At 70.7% G+C, this 17,841-nt stretch carries 9 protein-coding genes; 5 read left to right on the top strand and 4 right to left on the bottom strand.

Annotated features, from left to right (window positions below):
* The first annotated feature begins 15 nt into the window (after positions 1–15).
* From ACPT94_RS09245 to ACPT94_RS09235, 3 genes are all read left to right on the top strand, one after another.
* Positions 16–2,898, top strand: a complete 2,883-nt coding sequence (locus tag ACPT94_RS09245) for a LamG-like jellyroll fold domain-containing protein (protein WP_425245616.1) — start codon at positions 16–18, stop codon at positions 2,896–2,898.
* 162 nt (positions 2,899–3,060) lie between these two features.
* The gene (locus ACPT94_RS09240) at positions 3,061–10,146 is read left to right on the top strand and encodes a ricin-type beta-trefoil lectin domain protein (protein ID WP_360349720.1); all 7,086 of its coding nucleotides are present in this window, start codon (positions 3,061–3,063) and stop codon (positions 10,144–10,146) included.
* Between the two features lie 11 nt (positions 10,147–10,157).
* On the top strand, positions 10,158–10,469 hold the full coding sequence (locus ACPT94_RS09235) for a hypothetical protein (RefSeq protein ID WP_360349722.1): 312 nt from the start codon (positions 10,158–10,160) through the stop codon (positions 10,467–10,469).
* Between the two features lie 206 nt (positions 10,470–10,675).
* Here ACPT94_RS09235 and ACPT94_RS09230 read toward each other — a convergent pair whose 3' ends face one another.
* The 3 genes from ACPT94_RS09230 to ACPT94_RS09220 form a co-directional block, all read right to left on the bottom strand.
* Positions 10,676–11,512 carry an aldo/keto reductase gene (locus ACPT94_RS09230; RefSeq protein ID WP_360329910.1) on the bottom strand — a complete coding sequence of 279 codons (837 nt, stop codon included), beginning with the start codon at positions 11,510–11,512 and terminating at the stop codon, positions 10,676–10,678.
* A gap of 99 nt (positions 11,513–11,611) precedes the next feature.
* Complete coding sequence (locus ACPT94_RS09225) at positions 11,612–13,438, bottom strand: AMP-dependent synthetase/ligase (RefSeq protein ID WP_425245615.1); 1,827 nt, start codon at positions 13,436–13,438, stop codon at positions 11,612–11,614.
* 589 nt (positions 13,439–14,027) lie between these two features.
* A complete protein-coding gene (locus ACPT94_RS09220; protein WP_425245614.1) occupies positions 14,028–14,945 on the bottom strand; it encodes a LysR substrate-binding domain-containing protein in 918 nt (305 codons plus the stop codon).
* Positions 14,946–15,095: 150 nt separating this feature from the next.
* Here ACPT94_RS09220 and ACPT94_RS09215 point away from each other — a divergent pair, with 150 nt between their 5' ends.
* Both ACPT94_RS09215 and ACPT94_RS09210 read left to right on the top strand, forming a co-directional pair.
* Complete coding sequence (locus tag ACPT94_RS09215) at positions 15,096–16,139, top strand: bile acid:sodium symporter family protein (RefSeq protein ID WP_425245613.1); 1,044 nt, start codon at positions 15,096–15,098, stop codon at positions 16,137–16,139.
* A 174-nt stretch (positions 16,140–16,313) separates the two neighbouring features.
* Positions 16,314–16,841, top strand: a complete 528-nt coding sequence (locus tag ACPT94_RS09210) for an isochorismatase family protein (protein ID WP_360329898.1) — start codon at positions 16,314–16,316, stop codon at positions 16,839–16,841.
* Between the two features lie 144 nt (positions 16,842–16,985).
* Here the strand turns inward: ACPT94_RS09210 and fdhD are convergent, their stop codons facing one another.
* Complete coding sequence (gene fdhD, locus ACPT94_RS09205; protein WP_425245612.1) at positions 16,986–17,834, bottom strand: formate dehydrogenase accessory sulfurtransferase FdhD; 849 nt, start codon at positions 17,832–17,834, stop codon at positions 16,986–16,988.
* Positions 17,835–17,841: the final 7 nt, after the last annotated feature.

Genomic DNA, 17,841 nt, shown 5'->3' with positions numbered 1-17,841 from the left:
ACGGGGGAGTGGTAGATGACGATCCGTCATGCCTGGAGACGATCGAGAGCGCGCGCCGTCGCGCTGGTGCTCGGGCCGGCGCTGATGCTCGGCGCGATGTCGAGCGGTGCTGTCGCGGAGGAGGGGCAGCCGTCCGGCGCGGTGCCGGACGCCGCGGCGAACGCCTCGGAGCAGGCCCGGGAGACCGGGAAGGTCGTCGAGGTGGCCGAGGAGCGCGGCGTCGCGGAGCGGGTGTTCGCGCTGCCCGACGGGGGTTTCCGCAGTGAGCTGTCGGCCGCGCCCAGGTGGGCGCCGCAACCGGACGGTTCCTGGAAGGACATCGACACCTCGCTGGAGTTCAAGCCCGACGGCTCGGTCGGGCCGAAGACCGCGCTGATCGACGTCGAGTTCTCCGGCGGCGGCGCCGATCCGCTGGTCGCCGTGAAGGACTCCGGGCGTTCCGCGGCGCTCAGCTGGCCCGGGCGGCTGCCCGAGCCGGTGCTGGTCGGCGACACCGCGGAGTACCGTTCCGTTTTGCCTGGCATTGACCTGCACATGACAGCAAGCGCGCAGGGATTCCGGCAGGTGCTGGTCGTACGGACCAAGTCCGCGGCCCAGGACCCGGCCCTCACGCAGATCGAGCTGAAGCAGTCCGTCGACGGACTGCGCGTCAAGGAGAACACCGACGGCGGGATGGCGGTCGTGGACGCCACGACGGGCGCCTCCGTCTTCTCCGGCAACACCCCGCTGATGTGGGACTCCGGCAGCGAGGCCAACGCCAACTCCTCGGCCGATCCCGTCAAGGACGCCCTCCAGGAGGACCCGGCCGCCGCCCCCATGCCGGGCGACAGCCACGCCCAGGTGGACCTGAAGGTCGACGACGACACCGTCACCCTCACCCCGGACCCGGCGCTCCTGGACTCCGTGACCGCCGCCAACCTCCCGCTCTACATCGACCCGCCGCTCAGCGTCGACAAGCCCGACAAGTCCGCGTCCCGCTCCTTCTACACCTGGGCCAACAGCGGTTCGCCGTCGACGACGTACGACAACTTCGACGACGACAAGGGCATCGGCCGCTGCACCAGCGGCGGCTGCGGCACCAACTACGTCGGCCGGATGTACTTCGAGTACAACCTGGACGGCTGGGAGAACCGCAAGATCTACGACGCCACCTTCCACGTCTACGAGACCTTCTCCTACAACTGCACCCCGAGCTGGGTGAACCTGCACCTGGTCGACGCGTCGAAGCTCTCCAAGGACACCACCTGGAACAACAAGCCCTCCGACGGCGACCTGATGGGCGACCGCCACGTCGCCTACGGCAACGAGGAGTACGGCTGCGAGAACGGCGACGTCGCCTTCAACGACAACCCGGACGAGAACAACGAGAACCTGACCAAGACCGTCCGCGCCAAGGCCGGCTCGGGCTCGGCCGTCGCCTTCTCGCTGCGCGCCGCCGACGAGGACGCGGCCGGCGGCTGGAAGCGCTTCAAGGGCAGCACCGGCACGCTGCAGATCTTCTACAACACCCTGCCCAGCAAGCCCGGCAACGAGCGCACCACCAGCCCCACCACCAGCTGTGTCACGGGCTCCGGCCGGCCCTTCATCCGCGACGACACGCCCGTCCTGACCGTCAACGTCACCGACCCCGACCCGCACAACATCCGCACCCTCTACCGGGTCTGGGACATGCTGCCCGGCGCCGACGACGTCCAGGTCGGCGGCGACCTGTGGACCGCGTACAAGGCGGACGGCACCTTCGAGAAGGGCATCCCGGACAACAAGCTCAGGCACGGGCACACCTACCACTGGCACGCGCAGGCCAGCGACGGCATCGACGAGGGCCCGTGGTCGGACTGGTGCGAGTTCTCCTACGACAGCCAGCGGCCCAGCACCAAGCCCAAGGTGACCCTGGAGTCCACCGGTGACATCGTCTCGGGCACGACGGCCAAGTTCACCTTCGCGCCCAACGGCTCGATGGACACCGCCTACGGCAACGACGTGGACCGCTACGTCTACGGCCTGAACACCGACACCCTGGCGGCCTCGGTCGACCCGGCCACCCGTGGCGCCTCCGCCACCGGCGTCTCCGTCCCCGTACCGAAGTTCGGCCTCAACGTGCTCTCCGTCGCCAGCGTGGACGACGCCGGCAACGTCGGACCGGTCCAGGAGTACGTCTTCCAGTCCGGCCGCGCCTGCGACGACCCGCCCGCCGAGAGCTGCGCGGTGGCCTCCTACCGGCTGGACGAGAACAGCGGCACCACGGGCAACGACTCGGCCTCCTCCTCCGGCACCGACAAGGACGCGCTGACCATCTCCGGCGGCACCTGGGTCGCGGGCAGCAACGCCTCCGTCGCCACCGACCGCGCGATCCGCTTCGACGGCGTGGCCACGGACTTCGCCACCGCGGCGAACCTGGTCGACACCCGCCAGGGCTTCACGGTCATGGCCCGCGCCAAGGTCTCCGACATCTCGGCCAACCGGGCGGTCATCAGCCAGGTCGGCGACCACGGCAACGGCTTCGCCCTGTACTGGTCCACCACGTACGGCTGGGTGTTCGGCCGGCACCGCGACGCCGCCACCGGCACCGAGGCGGCCCGCGCCAGGGCCTCCGAGCCGGGGGCGAGCCCGGTGGGCAAGTGGGTCCACCTCGCCGGCGTCTTCGACCCGTCCCGGAACCAGATCACGCTCTACGTCAACGGCGTCGAGCAGGGCAGCGACCAGGTGATCCCCTCCAACGAGGACGGCACCAGCTACGACCCGACGAAGGTCTGGCACGCGGACGGCGGCTTCCAGGTCGGCCGCGCGCGCTGGAACAGCGCCTTCGCCGACCCCTTCAAGGGCGACATCGACGACGTGCGGGTCTACCCGACCGTGCTCGGCGCCCGTGACATCGACAAGGCCGCGAACACCGACTGACGGTGAGGCACCGCCCGCACGGCCGACGCGCCGTGCGGGCCCGCCGTGCGACGGCCCCTTCCCACCTTTTCCCCGACGACTGCTCGCCGAGCAGGGCGTGTGCCGCGCGTTGCCCTGCCCTGCCCCGCGCCGCCCTGCAGAGCCCTAGAGAGAGGTCGCGCCATGCGCATCAGCCGGGGGGCACCCCCCACACCACGAACACGCCGAAGACTGCGGACCGCGGGCCGCTCCCTCGCCGCCGGCCTGGTGAGCGTCCTCGCCCTCACCCTTCTCCAGGGGCCCCCGGCCCACGCGGACGACGTCGACGAGGCGGCCCGCGAGAAGCGCCGGCCGAAGACCCAGACGATGGAGTCCGTCCCGGTCCGGGAGATCCCCTGGGACACCTCCGCCGTGCCACCGGACGACGCGGCCAAGGCCGCCCGCAAGGCCGTACCCGCACCGGTGTGGCCCACGCCCGGCGCGGCCGTGGCCCAACTCCCCGTCGCCGATCTGAAGAAGCAGGCACTCAGCGGAAAGCTCACCGCGCCCCAAGCCGCCGTGGAGGGCCGCGCGGGGACGCTGCCGGTCCGGGTGTCCGCTCCGGCGGCGGTCCGCGCCGGACTGGTCTCGGCCAAGAGCGCGACCCGTGACAGCACGGCCGGCACCCTCGACGCCCGCGTGCCCGGCAAGGTCTCCGTCCGCGTCCTGGACCGCGCGTCCGCACGCCGCGCCGGGATCGACGGCCCGGTGCTGACCCTCGCCCGCGCCGACGGCGGCGCGACGGCCGGCAAGGTCGCCGTCGAGGTCGACTACCAGAAGTTCGCCAAGGCCTACGGCGGAGACTGGGCCACCCGGCTGCGGCTCGTCCAGCTCCCCGCCTGCGCCCTGACCACTCCGCAGGCGGCCGGCTGCACCGCCGGAACGGTTCTGCCGACCGGCAACGACGTCAAGAGCGGCACCCTGACCGCCGAAGTGGCCGTCCCGGCCGCGCCCAGGACGACCGGCGGGGCCAGGACCTCCCTGGCCGCCGCGTCCGCCGCCGCCTCGGTCGTGGCGGTCTCCGCCGGGGCCTCGGGCCCGAACGGCAGCTTCGCCGCGACCCCGCTCACCCCGGCCGGCACCTGGCAGATGGCCGGAAACTCCGGCTCGTTCTCCTGGCAGTACCCGCTGCGGGTGCCGCCGGCGGTCGCCGGTCCCTCACCGCAGCTGCAGCTGTCGTACAACTCGGGTGCCGTGGACGGCCGTACGTCCTCCACCAGCGCGCAGACCAGCTGGGTCGGCGAGGGCTTCGACCTCTCCCAGGGCTACATCGAGCGTTCCTACCGTTCCTGCAAGGACGACGGGCACGACACCAAGGGCGAGGAGAAGTACGACCAGTGCTGGGTCTCCGACAACGCCACCATGTCCTTCGGCGGCCGCAACGGGGAGCTGGTCAAGAAGTCCGGCGCGGACGCGTCGAAGACCCTCGACGGCAACCCGGACATGAAGCTGGAGGGCACCTGGCGGCTGAAGACGGACGACGGCACGAAGATCGAGCGCTGGTCGGGCGGCTACAACTCCGGTGACAGCAAGGAGTTCTGGCTGGTCACCACGACCGACGGGACCCGCTACTACTTCGGCCGCAACAAGCGCTCCGCCGACGACCCCGGCGGTGTGCAGGACTCCGCCTGGCAGACGCCGGTCTACGGCGACGACTCCGGCGAGCCCTGCCACGAGGACACCTTCAAGGAGTCCCGCTGCAACCAGACCTGGCGCTGGAACCTCGACTACGTCCTCGACACCCACGACAACTCCATGACCCTGTACTGGGAGAAGGAGACCAACCGCTACGGCGCCAACCGTGACGACGTCTCCGTCTCCTACGACCGGGGCGGCTACCTCAAGCGCATCGAGTACGGCGAGCGCAAGGGCAGCGACCTGACCACCGAGGCCCCCGCCCGGGTCGTCTTCGGCGTCGCCGAGCGCTGCAAGGCCGCGGCCGAGAACTGCGAGCCCGGCGACCTCAAGGAGTCCACCGCCGCCAACTGGCCGGACGTCCCGTTCGACCAGATCTGCACCGACGACGAGTCCTGCAAGGAGCAGTGGTCGCCGTCGTTCTTCTCCCGCAAGCGGCTGACCTCCGTCACCACCGAGGTCCGCAAGTCCGGCGGCTACACCCCCGTCGACACCTGGAGCCTCGACCAGAGCTACCCCGACACGGGCGACGGCTCCACGGCGTCCCTGTGGCTGCAGTCCATCACCCACACCGGCAAGGCGAACGGCGCGAACAGCGAGCCGCTGAAGACCGTCTTCTACGGCGTCAAGAACAACAACCGCGTCTACGCCAACACCGACGGCCGGCTGCCCATGGGCAAGTGGCGCATCCGGGCCATCCGCTCCGAGACCGGCGGCGTCACCTCGGTCACCTACAAGGACACCGAGTGCAAGTCCGGTGAGAAGCGGACCCCGTGGAACAACACCAAGCTGTGCTTCCCGTCCTTCTGGTCCGAGGAAGGCAGCATCGGGGAGGACGAGGACTGGTTCCACAAGTACGTGGTGGACACCGTCGCCGAGGACGACGCGACCGTCCCCGGCGTCGACAAGATCACCACGTACACCTACTACGGCGGCGCGGCCTGGCGCTACGACGACAGCGAGATCGCCAAGGCCAAGAAGAAGACCTGGTCGCAGTTCCGGGGCTTCGGCACGGTCCGCACCGTCACCGGTGACTCCTCCACCAAGCAGCTGAGTGCCGAGAGCACCTTCCTGCGCGGCATGGACGGCGACCGGGCCGACGAGGACGGCGGCACCGAGGACGTCTGGGTCACCGCCTCCGACGGCACGCGCGTCCAGGACGCCGACCGGCTCCAGGGCTACCTCCTGGAGACCCGCACCTACTCCTCGGTACCGGACCCCACCGCCGCCGACCGCGCGGCCAAGGAGGTCACCGGCTCGGTCAACACCCCCTGGCTGTCGGCGGCGACCGCCACCGAGGGGTCGGACAAGGCACAGCTGACCAGCACCGCACGGGTGGACACCCGCACCGCTCTCGACGGCTCGGCCGTCCGCCGCACCGCGATCGTCCACGAGTACGACTCCTACGGCATGCTCAAGCAGTCCTCGGACCTCGGCGACATCGGCGCGAACAAGGCGAACGCCGACACGTCCGACGACTCCTGCACCCGCTACGAGTACGCCCGCAACGACGACAGGACCCTGCTCACCCTGGTGAAGCGGGTCTCGACGGTCGCCGTCAACTGCGACACCACCGCCTCCCTCCCCGGCGACGCGATCTCCGACGTACGCACCCTGTACGACGGCCTGGCCTACGGCGCCGAGCCCACCCAGGGCGAGGTCTCCGCCTCCCAGCGCGTCACCGGCTACACCGACGGCAAGCCCGTCCTGCAGACGGTCAGCCGCACCGAGTACGACGTCCACGGCCGCGTGACGGCGAGCTACGACACCAAGGACAACAAGACCGTCACCTCGTACACGCCCACCACGGGCGGTCCGGTGACGGGCATGAAGGTCACCACCCCGCCGCCCGCGAGCGGCGGCACGGGCCAGAGCACCACGTCCGCGGTCGACCCGGCCTGGGGCCTGGTCACCAGCACCCTCGACGCCAACTCCCAACGCACCGACCTGGCGTACGACGCACTCGGCCGGCTCACCAAGGTCTGGCTGCCCGGCCACGCGAAGGCCACGGACACGCCCGACACCGAGTACGTCTACGACATCCGCGCCGACGGCCCGACCTCGGTCACCACGAAGACACTGCGCGCCAACGGCAACATCACGGTCGGCCACGCGCTGTACGACGGCCTGCTGCGCGAACGCCAGACCCAGTCCCCGACCCCGAACACCGGCCGCGTCCTGACGCTGACCGAGTACGACTCGCGGGGTCTGGCGATCATCCAGCACGGGCCGTTCTACAACCTGAACGACCCGGACACGAAGCTGGTCGACTCGTCGGCTGCGGTCGGGGGTACGCCTGCGGCCTCTGAGACCGTGTACGACGGCTCGGGCCGGGCGACCGGTGTCGTGTTCAAGGTCGCCGGCGCGGTGAAGTGGCAGAGCAAGACCGTCTTCCACGGGGACCACGTCACCACCATCCCCCCGCCGGGCGGTACGCCGGCCGACGTGTGGAACGACGCGCAGGGCCGCACCACCAAGGTCGTCGAGTACGAGTCCGCCGACACCTCCGGCGTGGCGCGCACCACGAACTACGACTACGACAAGGCCGGCCGTCTCTCCCAGGTCATGGACACCACTGGCAAGAACGTCTGGAAGTGGACGTACGACCTGTTGGGCCGTCAGAAGACCGCCGTGGACCCCGACAAGGGAACCACCACGTCGACCTACGACGAGTTCGACCGGGTCAGGACCACGACCGACGCGCTCGGCCAGACCCTGACCCACAGCTACGACAACCTCGGCCGGACCACCAAGATCGTCAATGGTGCGACCGTGCTCAGCTCCTGGGTCTACGACACCGCGTCCGGCGGCATAGGCCGACTGGGCTCCGCGAGCAGCTTCAGCGGCGGCAACGAGTACAAGTCGACCGTCGAGGCGTACGACGCGGGCGGCAATCCGACCAAGACCACGGTGACCGTGCCGAGCGCCGAGACGGGTCTGGGCGGCTCCTACACCAGCACCGCCGAGTACCGGGCGGACGGCAGTCCGAAGTCCCTCACCGTTCCGGCGGCGGGCAACCTGGCCTCCGAGAAGATCACCTACGGCTACAACCTCACAGGGCAGCCGGTCTTCTCCTACGGCACCACGGACTACGTCCGTGACACGACCTACTCCGACTTCGGTGAGGCGCTCCAGTACACGCTCGGCACCAGCAGCGCCGCCAAGCAGACCTGGCTCACCAACTTCTACGAGGAAGGCACCCGCAGGCTCTCCCGGACCCGGCTCGACCGCGAGTCCGTCACCACGCCCGACTCCGACCTCAACTACGTGTATGACGCCTCCGGCAACGTCACGAAACTCGCGGACACCCCCGAGGGCAAGGCGCCGGACGTCCAGTGCTTCCAGTACGACTACCTGCGCAGGCTCACCGACGCGTGGACGCAGACCTCCACCACCTGTGCGAAGCCGACCCCCGGCAGCACCATCGGCGGGCCGGCCCCGTACTGGCACCAGTACACCTACGACGCGGCGGGCAACCGCACCACGGAGGTCCGCAACCCCGTCAACCCGGCGGCCGGAGGCACCTCCGCACTCCGGATCACCAGCACCTACAAGCCGAACGACCCCGGGGCCTTCCCCGTCCACGCGCTGCGCAGCACCGCGGTCAAGTCGGAGACGGTCAACGCCTCTGGAGCGGTGACGGCGACCACCGACACCACCGACAGCTACGGCTACGACGCGGCCGGGAACACCGTCAGCCGCACCAAGCAGGCCACCGCCGCCGGCCCGGCCGTCAACCAGGTACTGCGCTACGACACCCAGGGCAGGCTCGCCTCCACCTCCAAGGTGGGCGACGAGGGCCACGTCACCGGCCTGTCGGGCAAGTGCCTCGACGTCCAGGGTTCGGCCACCGCCGTCGGCACCCCGGTGCAGATCTACACCTGTGGCACCACCGACGCGCAGAACTGGGAGCTCACCAAGGACGGACAGCTCAAGGCCCTCGGTGTCTGCGCCGAACCCGCGAGCTCTGCCCAGTCGGCGGCCGTCCAGGTCCAGCCCTGCGACACCACCGACGCGGCCCAGAAGTGGAGCATCCGCGACGACGGCAGCCTGAAGCACAACGCCTCCGGCCGCTGCCTGGACATCCCGTCCTCGGCCACGGCCGACGGCACCGACCTGAAGCTCTACGACTGCAACGGCACCGCCGCACAGCGCTGGGTCTTCACCAAGCACACGTCGTACGTCTACGACGCCGCGGGCAGCCGCCTGATCCGGCGCGAGTACGGCAAGTCCACGCTCTACCTGGGCAGCACCGAGCTCACGGTCGACACCAAGAACACCGCTGCCACCACGGACGACGTCAAGGCCGCGGTCCGCTACTACGCGTTCGGGGGCGCGAACGTCGCCATCCGTACCTCGCCCACCCAGGTGTACTGGCTCGGCGGCGGCTACAACGGCACCACCGAGATCTCCGTCGACGCCTCCACGCAGGCGATCGCGCAGCGCCGCACGGCCCCCTTCGGGCAGGTGCGCGGCACCGCCGGCGCCATCCCTGGCCAGAAGGGCTTCGTCGGAGCCACCAACGACCCGGGCTCCGGCCTGGTGCACATGGGGGCTCGTCAGTACGACCCGTCCACCGGACGCTTCCTGTCGGTCGACCCGATGCTCGACCTGACCGACCCCCAGCACCTCAACGCCTACGCCTACGGACGCAACAACCCGATCGCGTTTCCCGACCCGTCGGGCCTGTGGTGGGGCTGGTCCGACATCGGTCACGCCGCACTCGACGTCGTTGGTCTGGTGCCGGTCTTCGGTGAGGCCGCGGACGTCATCAACGGCGCCTGGTACCTCGCCGAAGGCAACTACGTCGATGCCGGGCTCTCCTTCTCCTCGGCCATCCCGCTCGCCGGGTACGCGGCCACGGCGGCCAAGGGCGCGAAGTACGCGGACGAGGCGATCGACGCGGTCAAGACTGTCGACAAGGCAGCCGACGCGGCGTCCGATGCCAAGGCGGCCACCAAGGCCGCGGACGAGGTCGTGCCTCCGGCGGCGCCCAAGCCCAAGGAGGCCCCCAAGCCCGACAAGCCCGCCAAGCCCAAGGAGAACGCCGGCTCCGGTGCCCCGACCAAGGGTGACGGCGCGGGCGGCAAGAAGAGTGGTGGTGACGGCGGCGCCGGCGGCGGAAGCCGTGCCGGCGGTGGCGGTGGCGGTGCGAAGAAGCCCAACATCGTCTTCCGCGCGCTCAAGGAAGGAGAAGGGCCGTCGGGCATCTCGCGGGCCGGATCCGATCCGGACGTGAAGCCGTGGCAGCACGTGATGGGAACGCCGGACGGGACGACGCCCTGGATCTCCACCACCCGGGATCCCAGCGTCATGGTCAACCGCTACGGCGAGGGACATCCCTCGGGGACCCGTGGAGGCTACGGTTACGTGGCGATCGATTTGAATCGGGTCACGGACGAGGTCGCCGACATCGGACGGCATCTCGAGGTCCCGGACTTCGTGAGAGAGATGGGAATGGACCTGGGAGAGACGGCGTTCCGCGACCGGGAAGTGCTCATCAAGAACATGGTGGGCGGGGACGCGATCGTCAAATACTGGGGCCCGGGAACCCCCTTGCAGAGCATCATGGACGACATCGCGGGTGGCCTGTGAAAGGAGGGGAGATGAATTCCGAGAACGACGGTCCTTCCTGGGCCGTGAGCTGCGCCGGTGAGACCGTCGGCAGGCTGACTCTCGAATCGGTGGACCAGCCATGGTTCCTCTGCTCCTTCACCCCTGGCACCTCATGGGAGAGATGGCGCCCCCTCTTCGACGCCCAGGACGAAGCCAGGGAAGCCCTGTTCCCGCCGGACAAGATCGGTGCCGTGGCCGCCGTCCGCGCCCAGGGTTTCACCCTGGTCCCTGAGGCGGAGGGTCCCGTCATCACGCCCGCCTTCCTCTACATCCACGAGGGGAAGGCGAGCTTCCGCTACTGAGGGAGGAGGAGGTGGGGCCCCGCCGGCCCCGGCCGGGGGGGGCCCCCCCCCCGGGCCCCACCCCCCCGGGGGGGGCCCCCCCCCCCCCGGCGGGCCCCCCCCCCCCGCACCCCCCCCCCGGCGGGGGGGGGGCCCCCCGGGGGCGGGGCCCCCCCCCACGGCGTGGGTGTGGACCCGCTCGGCCGATGTCACTCAGCCGGTGTCGCTCAGCCGATGTCGAACGTCGCCGGGTCAGGGCCGATGCGCCGGTCCTCGTTCAGCGCGCTGATCGCGGCCAGGTCCTCGGTGTCCAGGCTGAAGTCGAAGACCTCGATGTTCTCCTTGATCCGGGACGGCGTCACGGACTTGGGGATCACGACGTTGCCCAGCTGCAGGTGCCAGCGCAGCACCACCTGGGCCGGCGTGCGGCCGTGCTTCTGGGCGATGGCCACGATCGCCGGAACCTCCAGCAGGCCCTTGCCCTGGCCGAGCGGCGACCACGCCTCGGTCGCGATGCCCTGCTCCGCGTGGAACTCGCGCGCGGCGTGCTGCTGCAGGTGCGGGTGCAGCTCGATCTGGTTGACCGCCGGGATCACCGACGTCTCGCCGATCAGCCGCTCGAGGTGCTCCGGCAGGAAGTTGGAGACGCCGATGGCCCGCACACGGCCGTCCGCGAGAAGCTTCTCGAACGCCTTGTACGTGTCGACGTACGTGCCCCGGGCCGGCAGCGGCCAGTGGATGAGGTACAGGTCGACGTAGTCCAGGCCCAGCTTCGCCAGCGAGGTGTCGAACGCGCGGAGCGTCGCGTCGTACCCCTGGTCGCTGTTCCAGAGCTTGGTGGTGACGAAGATGTCCTCGCGGGGCACGCCGGAGGAGGTGATGGCCTGGCCGGTGCCCTCTTCGTTGCCGTAGATCGCCGCTGTGTCGATGCTGCGGTACCCGGCCTCCAGCGCGGTCGAGACCGCCTGCTGAGCCTCGTCGTCCGGCACCTGCCAGACGCCGAAGCCCAGCTGGGGCATCTCGACGCCGTTGTTGAGGATGATCGGGGGGACCTTGCTGCTCACGAGCTCTTGATCCTTCGGTTGTCCGTCAAGTGGTGCTCCCATCGTCAACGATCACGAGGCGTGATGCATTCCTGACCCCCGAATTCGTGTCCCGGGGCCTCAGGTGCGGTACAGCGCCTCGACCTCGTCGGCGTACGTGTTCTCGATGGCCTTGCGCTTCAGCTTCAGGGACGGGGTGAGCAGTCCGTGTTCCTCGGTGAACGGCTGGGCGAGGATGCGGAAGGTGCGGATCGACTCGGCCTGCGAGACCAGCGTGTTGGCGGCGACCACGGCCCGCCGCACCTCGGTCTCCAGGTCGGGGTCACGCACCAGCTCGGCCGGTGTCAGCCGCGGTTTCCCGCGCATCTGCAGCCAGTGTTCGACGGCCTCCTGGTCGAGGGTGACCAGGGCGGCGACGAACGGCCTGTCGTTGCCGACGACGATGCACTGGTTCACCAGCGGATGGTCCCTGACGCGTTCCTCCAGCAGCCCCGGCGAAACGCTTTTGCCGCCGGACGTGACCAGGATCTCCTTCTTGCGGCCGGTGATGGTGAGGTAGCCGTCCTCGTCGAGGGCGCCCAGGTCGCCGGTGGCCAGCCAGCCGTCGTGCAGGGTCTCGTCGGTGGCCTTGGGGTTGTTGAGGTAGCCCTGGAAGACGTTGGCGCCGTGCAGCCAGATCTCGCCGTCGTCCGCGATGTGCACGGTCATGCCGGGGATGGGCCGGCCCACGGTGCCGTAGCGGGTGCGTCCGGGCGGATTGGCGGTCGCGGCCGCCGTCGACTCCGTCAGGCCGTAGCCCTCGTAGATCTGCACCCCCGCGCCGGCGAAGAACAGGCCGAGCTTGCGGTCCATCGCGGAGCCGCCCGACATCGCGTGCCGGACCCGGCCGCCCATCGCGGCGCGCATCTTGGAGTAGACGAGTTTGTCGAACAGCTGGTGCTGCACGCGCAGGCCCGCCGAGGGCCCGGGCCCGATGCCCCAGGCCTTCGCCTCCACCGCCTCCGCGTAGCTCACGGCGATGTCGACGGCCTTCTCGAACGGCCCCGCCTTCCCCTCCCGCTCGGCCTTGCGGCGGGCCGCGTTGAAGACCTTCTCGAAGATGTACGGCACGGCCAGGAAGAACGTCGGCCGGAACGCGGCCAGATCGGGCAGCAGGGCCGCCGCCTGCATCTGGGGCTGGTGGCCGAAGCGGACCCTGCCGCGGATCGCGGCGATCTGCACCATCCGCCCGAAGACGTGCGCGAGGGGCAGGAACAGCAGGGTCGCCGCCTCGTCGCCCTTCTTGGAGTGGAACACCGGCTCCCAGCGCTGGATGACGGTGTCCGCCTCGAACATGAAGTTGCCGTGCGAGAGGAGACAGCCCTTGGGGCGGCCGGTCGTGCCGGAGGTGTAGATGATCGTGGCGATCGAGTCCGGTGTGACCGCCTCCCGGTGCCGGTGCACCACGTCGTCCTCGATGGCGGCACCGGCGTCGTAGAGCTCCTGCACACACCCCGAGTCCAGCTGCCACAGGCGCCGCAACCGCGGGAGGCGGTCGATGACGGTGGCGATCGTCATCGCGTGGTCCTCGTGCTCCACCACCGCGGCCGTGACCTCGGCGTCGTACAGCATCCAGAAGCACTGCTCGGCCGAGGAGGTCGGGTAGACGGGGACCACCTGGGCGCCGACGGTCCACAGGGCGAAGTCGAAGAGGGTCCACTCGTAGCGGGTGCGGGACATGATCGCGACGCGGTCGCCGAAGCGGACGCCCTGGGCGAGCAGGCCCTTGGCGAGGGCGAGGACCTCGTCGCGGAACTCGGCGGAGGTCACGTCCCGCCACTCGCCCTGCTCGTCCTTGCGGCCCAGCGCGATGTGGTGGGGGTCGTCCTGGGCGTGCTGGAAGACGACGTCGGCCAGTCCGCCCACCGGCGGTGCCAACGCCAACGGAGGGTTGGAGAACTCGCGCAAAGCCCGCACCCCGCTTCTCATGCCGCGCAGCGCCGTGAAAGCTACCCCACGGCCGGGCGGGGCGGGAGAGGGCCGGAAAGCGAGCGATGCTCTCGTCTGCGCTGGTCAGTGCCGGAAAATGGGCTCACATGCGGAAGGGTCGGACAGAAAACTGACGGTTGAGTAAGTTTCGGTGCCGTAATCTCCACCGAATCTGCCCGACCCGCTTACGCTGCCCAACCCCTGTCGGGAGGGGGGTGGCTTCGTGTCGTACTCCTCTCTGCGAACAGCGCCGGAAGCGTCGGTTCCGTTACGGCGGGCGTCGGTTCGCTCGCCGGGGGAGGGCGACGGTATCCGCTTGCCGCGGGGCGGCGGTAGGGGGCGGCCGGACCGGCGTCGGCTCTGGGGTGGCTGGCGGCGGTTGTGGGGGATCCGGCATTCGGTATGCAATGTGCCGTCTGCCGTCTGCCGTCTGCCGTCTGCCGTCTGCGGTGTGTGGTGCGCCGAGTGCGGTGTGCAATGTGCGGCGTGCGATGTCCCGTACGTCAGTACACGGTCGACCGTGTGGCGTGTGCAGTATGCGGTGGGCCTGCGGCCGGCGGCCGGCGGCTCAGCCGTCGTCGCCGACTGACTGGGGGCCGATCCGTCGGCCGGGCCCCGCCCCACGGCGCCGGTGCAGCCGGTCGCCGCCCGCCAGGATGGCCGCCGCCAGCGCGTCGGCGGCGCCCTGGGCGGACGTACGGCGCGGGCCGTGGACGAGGACGAAGTCCACCCGGCCCAGTTCCGGCAGGCCCGACCGGTCGGGGACCCGGACCAGGCCGGGCGGGATCAGGCCGCGCGAGTGCGCCATCACGCCCAGGCCCGCGCGGGCGGCCGCGATGAGGCCGTTGAGGCTGCCGCTCGTGCACACGATCCGCCACGCCCGCCCCTGCCGCTCCAACGCCTCCATGGCGAGAGCCCGGGTGATGCCCGGCGGCGGGAACACGATGAGCGGGACCGGTCGCTCGCCGTCCAGGCGCAGCCGTTCCGCGCCGATCCACACCAGCTCGTCGTGCCAGACCAGTTCGCCGCGCGGGTCCTCGGGCCGCCGCTTGGCCAGCACCAGGTCCAGTTTCCCGGCCGCCAGCTGTTCGTGCAGCGTGCCGGACAGTTCCACCGTCAGCTCCAGGTCGACCTCGGGGTGGTCGTGACGGAAGCCCTCCAGGATCTCCGGCAGCCGGGTCAGCACGAAGTCCTCGGACGCGCCGAAGCGCAGCCGGCCGCGCAGCCGGGTGCCGGTGAAGAACGCCGCGGCCTGCTCGTGCACCTCCAGGATCCGGCGCGCGAAACCGAGCATCGCCTCACCGTCCTCCGTCAGCTCCACAGAGTGCGTGTCCCGGGAGAACAGCGTCCGCCCGGCCGCGTCCTCCAGACGCCGTACGTGCTGGCTGACCGTGGACTGGCGCAGCCCGAGCCGCCGGGCGGCCTGGGTGAAGCTGAGGGTCTGCGCGACCGCCAGGAAGGTACGCAGGTGGGCGGGGTCGTACATGCCGACCACGGTACCCGGCCATCGCGATTCGTGATGACAGTCAGTGCGGTATGACGGATTCCCGATCAAGCGGGCGAGGAGGACGATGGAGAGGGGCCCCGCGGGCCCCGGCACATTGAACGACGAAGCACATCGAGCAAGTGGAGCACCGTGGAACGCCTGCGTTGGCCGAGTTGGATGCCGATCGACCCGTACATCCTGCTGTTGCTCGGGACAGTGGGCCTCGCGGCGCTCGTCCCGGCGCGCGGTGCCGCCGCCGACGTGGCCTCCGGCGCCTCCACGGCCGCGATCGCCTTCCTCTTCTTCCTGTACGGCGCCCGCCTGTCCACCCGGGAGGCGCTGGACGGCCTGAAGCACTGGCGGCTGCACGTCACGGTCCTCGCCTGCACGTTCGTGATCTTCCCGGTGCTGGGCCTGGCCGCCCGGGGTCTCGTCCCGGTGTTCCTGACCGACCCGCTCTACCAGGGGCTGCTGTTCCTCACCCTGGTCCCCTCGACCATCCAGTCGTCGATCGCCTTCACCTCGATCGCCCGCGGCAACGTGCCCGCGGCGATCTGCGCGGGCTCCTTCTCCTCCCTGGTCGGCATCGTGGTCACCCCACTGCTGGCGGCCGCGCTGCTCGGCAGCAGCGCGGGCGGTTTCTCCACGGACTCCCTCGTCGAGATCGTGCTGCAGCTGCTCGTGCCGTTCGTGGCGGGCCAGCTGCTGCGCCGGTGGATCGGCGGTTTCGTCGCCCGCCACAAGAAGGTCCTCGGATACGTCGACCGAGGCTCGATCCTCCTCGTCGTCTACACCGCGTTCAGCGAGGGCATGGTCCAGGGCATCTGGCACCAGGTGAGCCCGGTCCGGCTCGGCGGGTTGCTGATCGTCGAGGCCGTACTCCTCGCCGTGATGCTGGCGCTGACCTGGTACGGCGCCAAGGCGTTGCGGTTCGGCCGCGAGGACCGGATCGCGATCCAGTTCGCGGGCTCGAAGAAGTCCCTCGCCTCCGGACTGCCCATGGCGAGCGTTCTGTTCGGCGCGCACGCCTCCCTCGCCGTGCTGCCGTTGATGCTCTTCCACCAGATGCAGCTCATGGTGTGCGCGGTGATCGCCAAGCGCCGGGCACGCGACCCGGAGCCGCCGGCCGTCGACGCGCCGGCGCCGGCCGCGGGGTCTCGGACCGCCGTCGACACAGCGCCCCGTTCGCGCTGAGCCCGGCCGTGGCGGCCCTCGCGGTCGCCGGGGTATCAGGCGTGGAGGCGTCGGAGGCGGAAGGCACGCGGATGTGGCACCGCGAGGTGGCCTCCACGGCCGAACGTGGCCGATTGACGGACCCGTTGATCCGGATTTCCGGTACGGAGGGCTGACGGGGGATAACGTTCCGTCATGACCGTACCCCTCGCGCTGGACCCCGCCCGCACCGCTCTCGTCCTGGTCGATCTGATGGACCGGATCGTCGCCCTCCCCCTGGAGCCCCGCAAGGGCGCCGACGTGCTCGCCGTCGCCGAGGAACTGGCGGACGCGTTTCGCGCCGCCGGGGCGCTTGTCGTCCTCGTCCGTGCCGAACGCCCCGGCGTCGCCGAGCAGCCGCCCGGCAGCGGTCTGGTGGCCGGGCTGCTGCACGAGGGCGACATGGAGATCGTCAAGCGGACCGTCGGCGGCTTCCAGGGCACGGGCCTGGACGAACTGCTGCGCCGACGCGGCGTCACCACGGTGGTGTTCGGCGGTGTCGCCACCAACCTCGGCGTCGAGTCCACCGCCCGCGCCGCGGGCGACCTCGGCTACGACCTGGTCTTCGTCGAGGACGCGATGGCCGCGCTCACCGGCGCCGAGCACGAGGCGTCGGTGCGGCTCGACTTTCCCCGGCTGGGGTCGGTCGTACGGGCGGCGGACGTGCGGTTCGTGGCCGGGTAGGTGCGGGCCCGCGGCCGGGGAGCTGTGCGGGGTGGGAGAGGCCGGGGCTCCGCAGAGGCGGGGGAGGACTGAGACGGGGCCCCTGCGGCGCAGGGGGCGCTCCCCGCCGGTCGGGGCCCCGCCGCCGTGCCGCGGGCAGCCGCCTCAGCCCCGGGCGGCCGCGGTCCCCAGGGAGATGCGGCCCTCACCCGCGTACACGTTCATGGAACTGCCCCGCAGGAAACCCACCAGCGTCAGCCCGGTCTCCGCGGCCAGGTCCACCGCCAGCGAGGAGGGCGCCGAGACCGCCGCGAGCACCGGGATGCCCGCCATCACGGCCTTCTGCGCCAGCTCGAAGGAGGCCCGGCCCGACACCAGCAGGATCGTGCGGGACAGCGGCAGCTCCCCGTTCTGCAGGGCGCGACCGACCAGCTTGTCGACCGCGTTGTGCCGGCCGACGTCCTCCCGTACGTCCAGCAGCTCGCCCTCCTCCGAGAACAGCGCCGCCGCGTGCAGACCCCCGGTCCGGTCGAAGACGCGCTGGGCCGCGCGCAGCCGGTCGGGGAGGCTCGCGAGCAGCTCCGGTTCGACCCGGACCGGGGGAGTGTCGGCGATGGGCCAGCGGGCCGTCGTACGGACGGCGTCCAGGCTCGCCTTGCCGCACAGGCCGCAGGACGACGTCGTGTAGACGTTCCGCTCGAGGGTGATGTCGGGGATCTCGACGCCGGGGGCGGTCTTCACGTCGACGACGTTGTAGGTGTTCGAGCCGTCGACCGTCGCCCCGGCACAGTAGACGATATTCAGCAGATCGGATGCCGCGGCCAGGACGCCTTCGCTGACCAGGAATCCGGCGGCCAGCGCGAAGTCGTCACCGGGTGTGCGCATGGTGATGGCGAGCGGCTTGCCGTCCAGCCGGATCTCCAGTGGCTCCTCGGCGACCAGCGTGTCCGGCCGGCTGGAGACCACTCCGTCGCGTATGCGGAGCACCTTGCGTCGTTCGGTGACTCGTCCCATGTCGTGA

The organism is Streptomyces aurantiaciflavus, assembly GCF_049808595.1.
Taxonomy (GTDB): Bacteria; Actinomycetota; Actinomycetes; order Streptomycetales; family Streptomycetaceae; genus Streptomyces.
This window is presented reverse-complemented; position numbering and strand designations above follow the sequence as displayed.

What these genes read in the sequence shown, in the direction of transcription:
- ACPT94_RS09245 (WP_425245616.1), top strand. Translation starts at nt 16, where the DNA reads ATGACGATCCGTCATGCCTGGAGACGATCGAGAGCGCGCGCCGTCGCG.
- ACPT94_RS09240 (WP_360349720.1), top strand. Translation starts at nt 3,061, where the DNA reads ATGCGCATCAGCCGGGGGGCACCCCCCACACCACGAACACGCCGAAGA.
- ACPT94_RS09235 (WP_360349722.1), top strand. Translation starts at nt 10,158, where the DNA reads ATGAATTCCGAGAACGACGGTCCTTCCTGGGCCGTGAGCTGCGCCGGT.
- ACPT94_RS09220 (WP_425245614.1), bottom strand. Translation starts at nt 14,945, where the DNA reads ATGTACGACCCCGCCCACCTGCGTACCTTCCTGGCGGTCGCGCAGACC.
- ACPT94_RS09210 (WP_360329898.1), top strand. Translation starts at nt 16,314, where the DNA reads ATGACCGTACCCCTCGCGCTGGACCCCGCCCGCACCGCTCTCGTCCTG.
- fdhD (WP_425245612.1), bottom strand. Translation starts at nt 17,834, where the DNA reads ATGGGACGAGTCACCGAACGACGCAAGGTGCTCCGCATACGCGACGGA.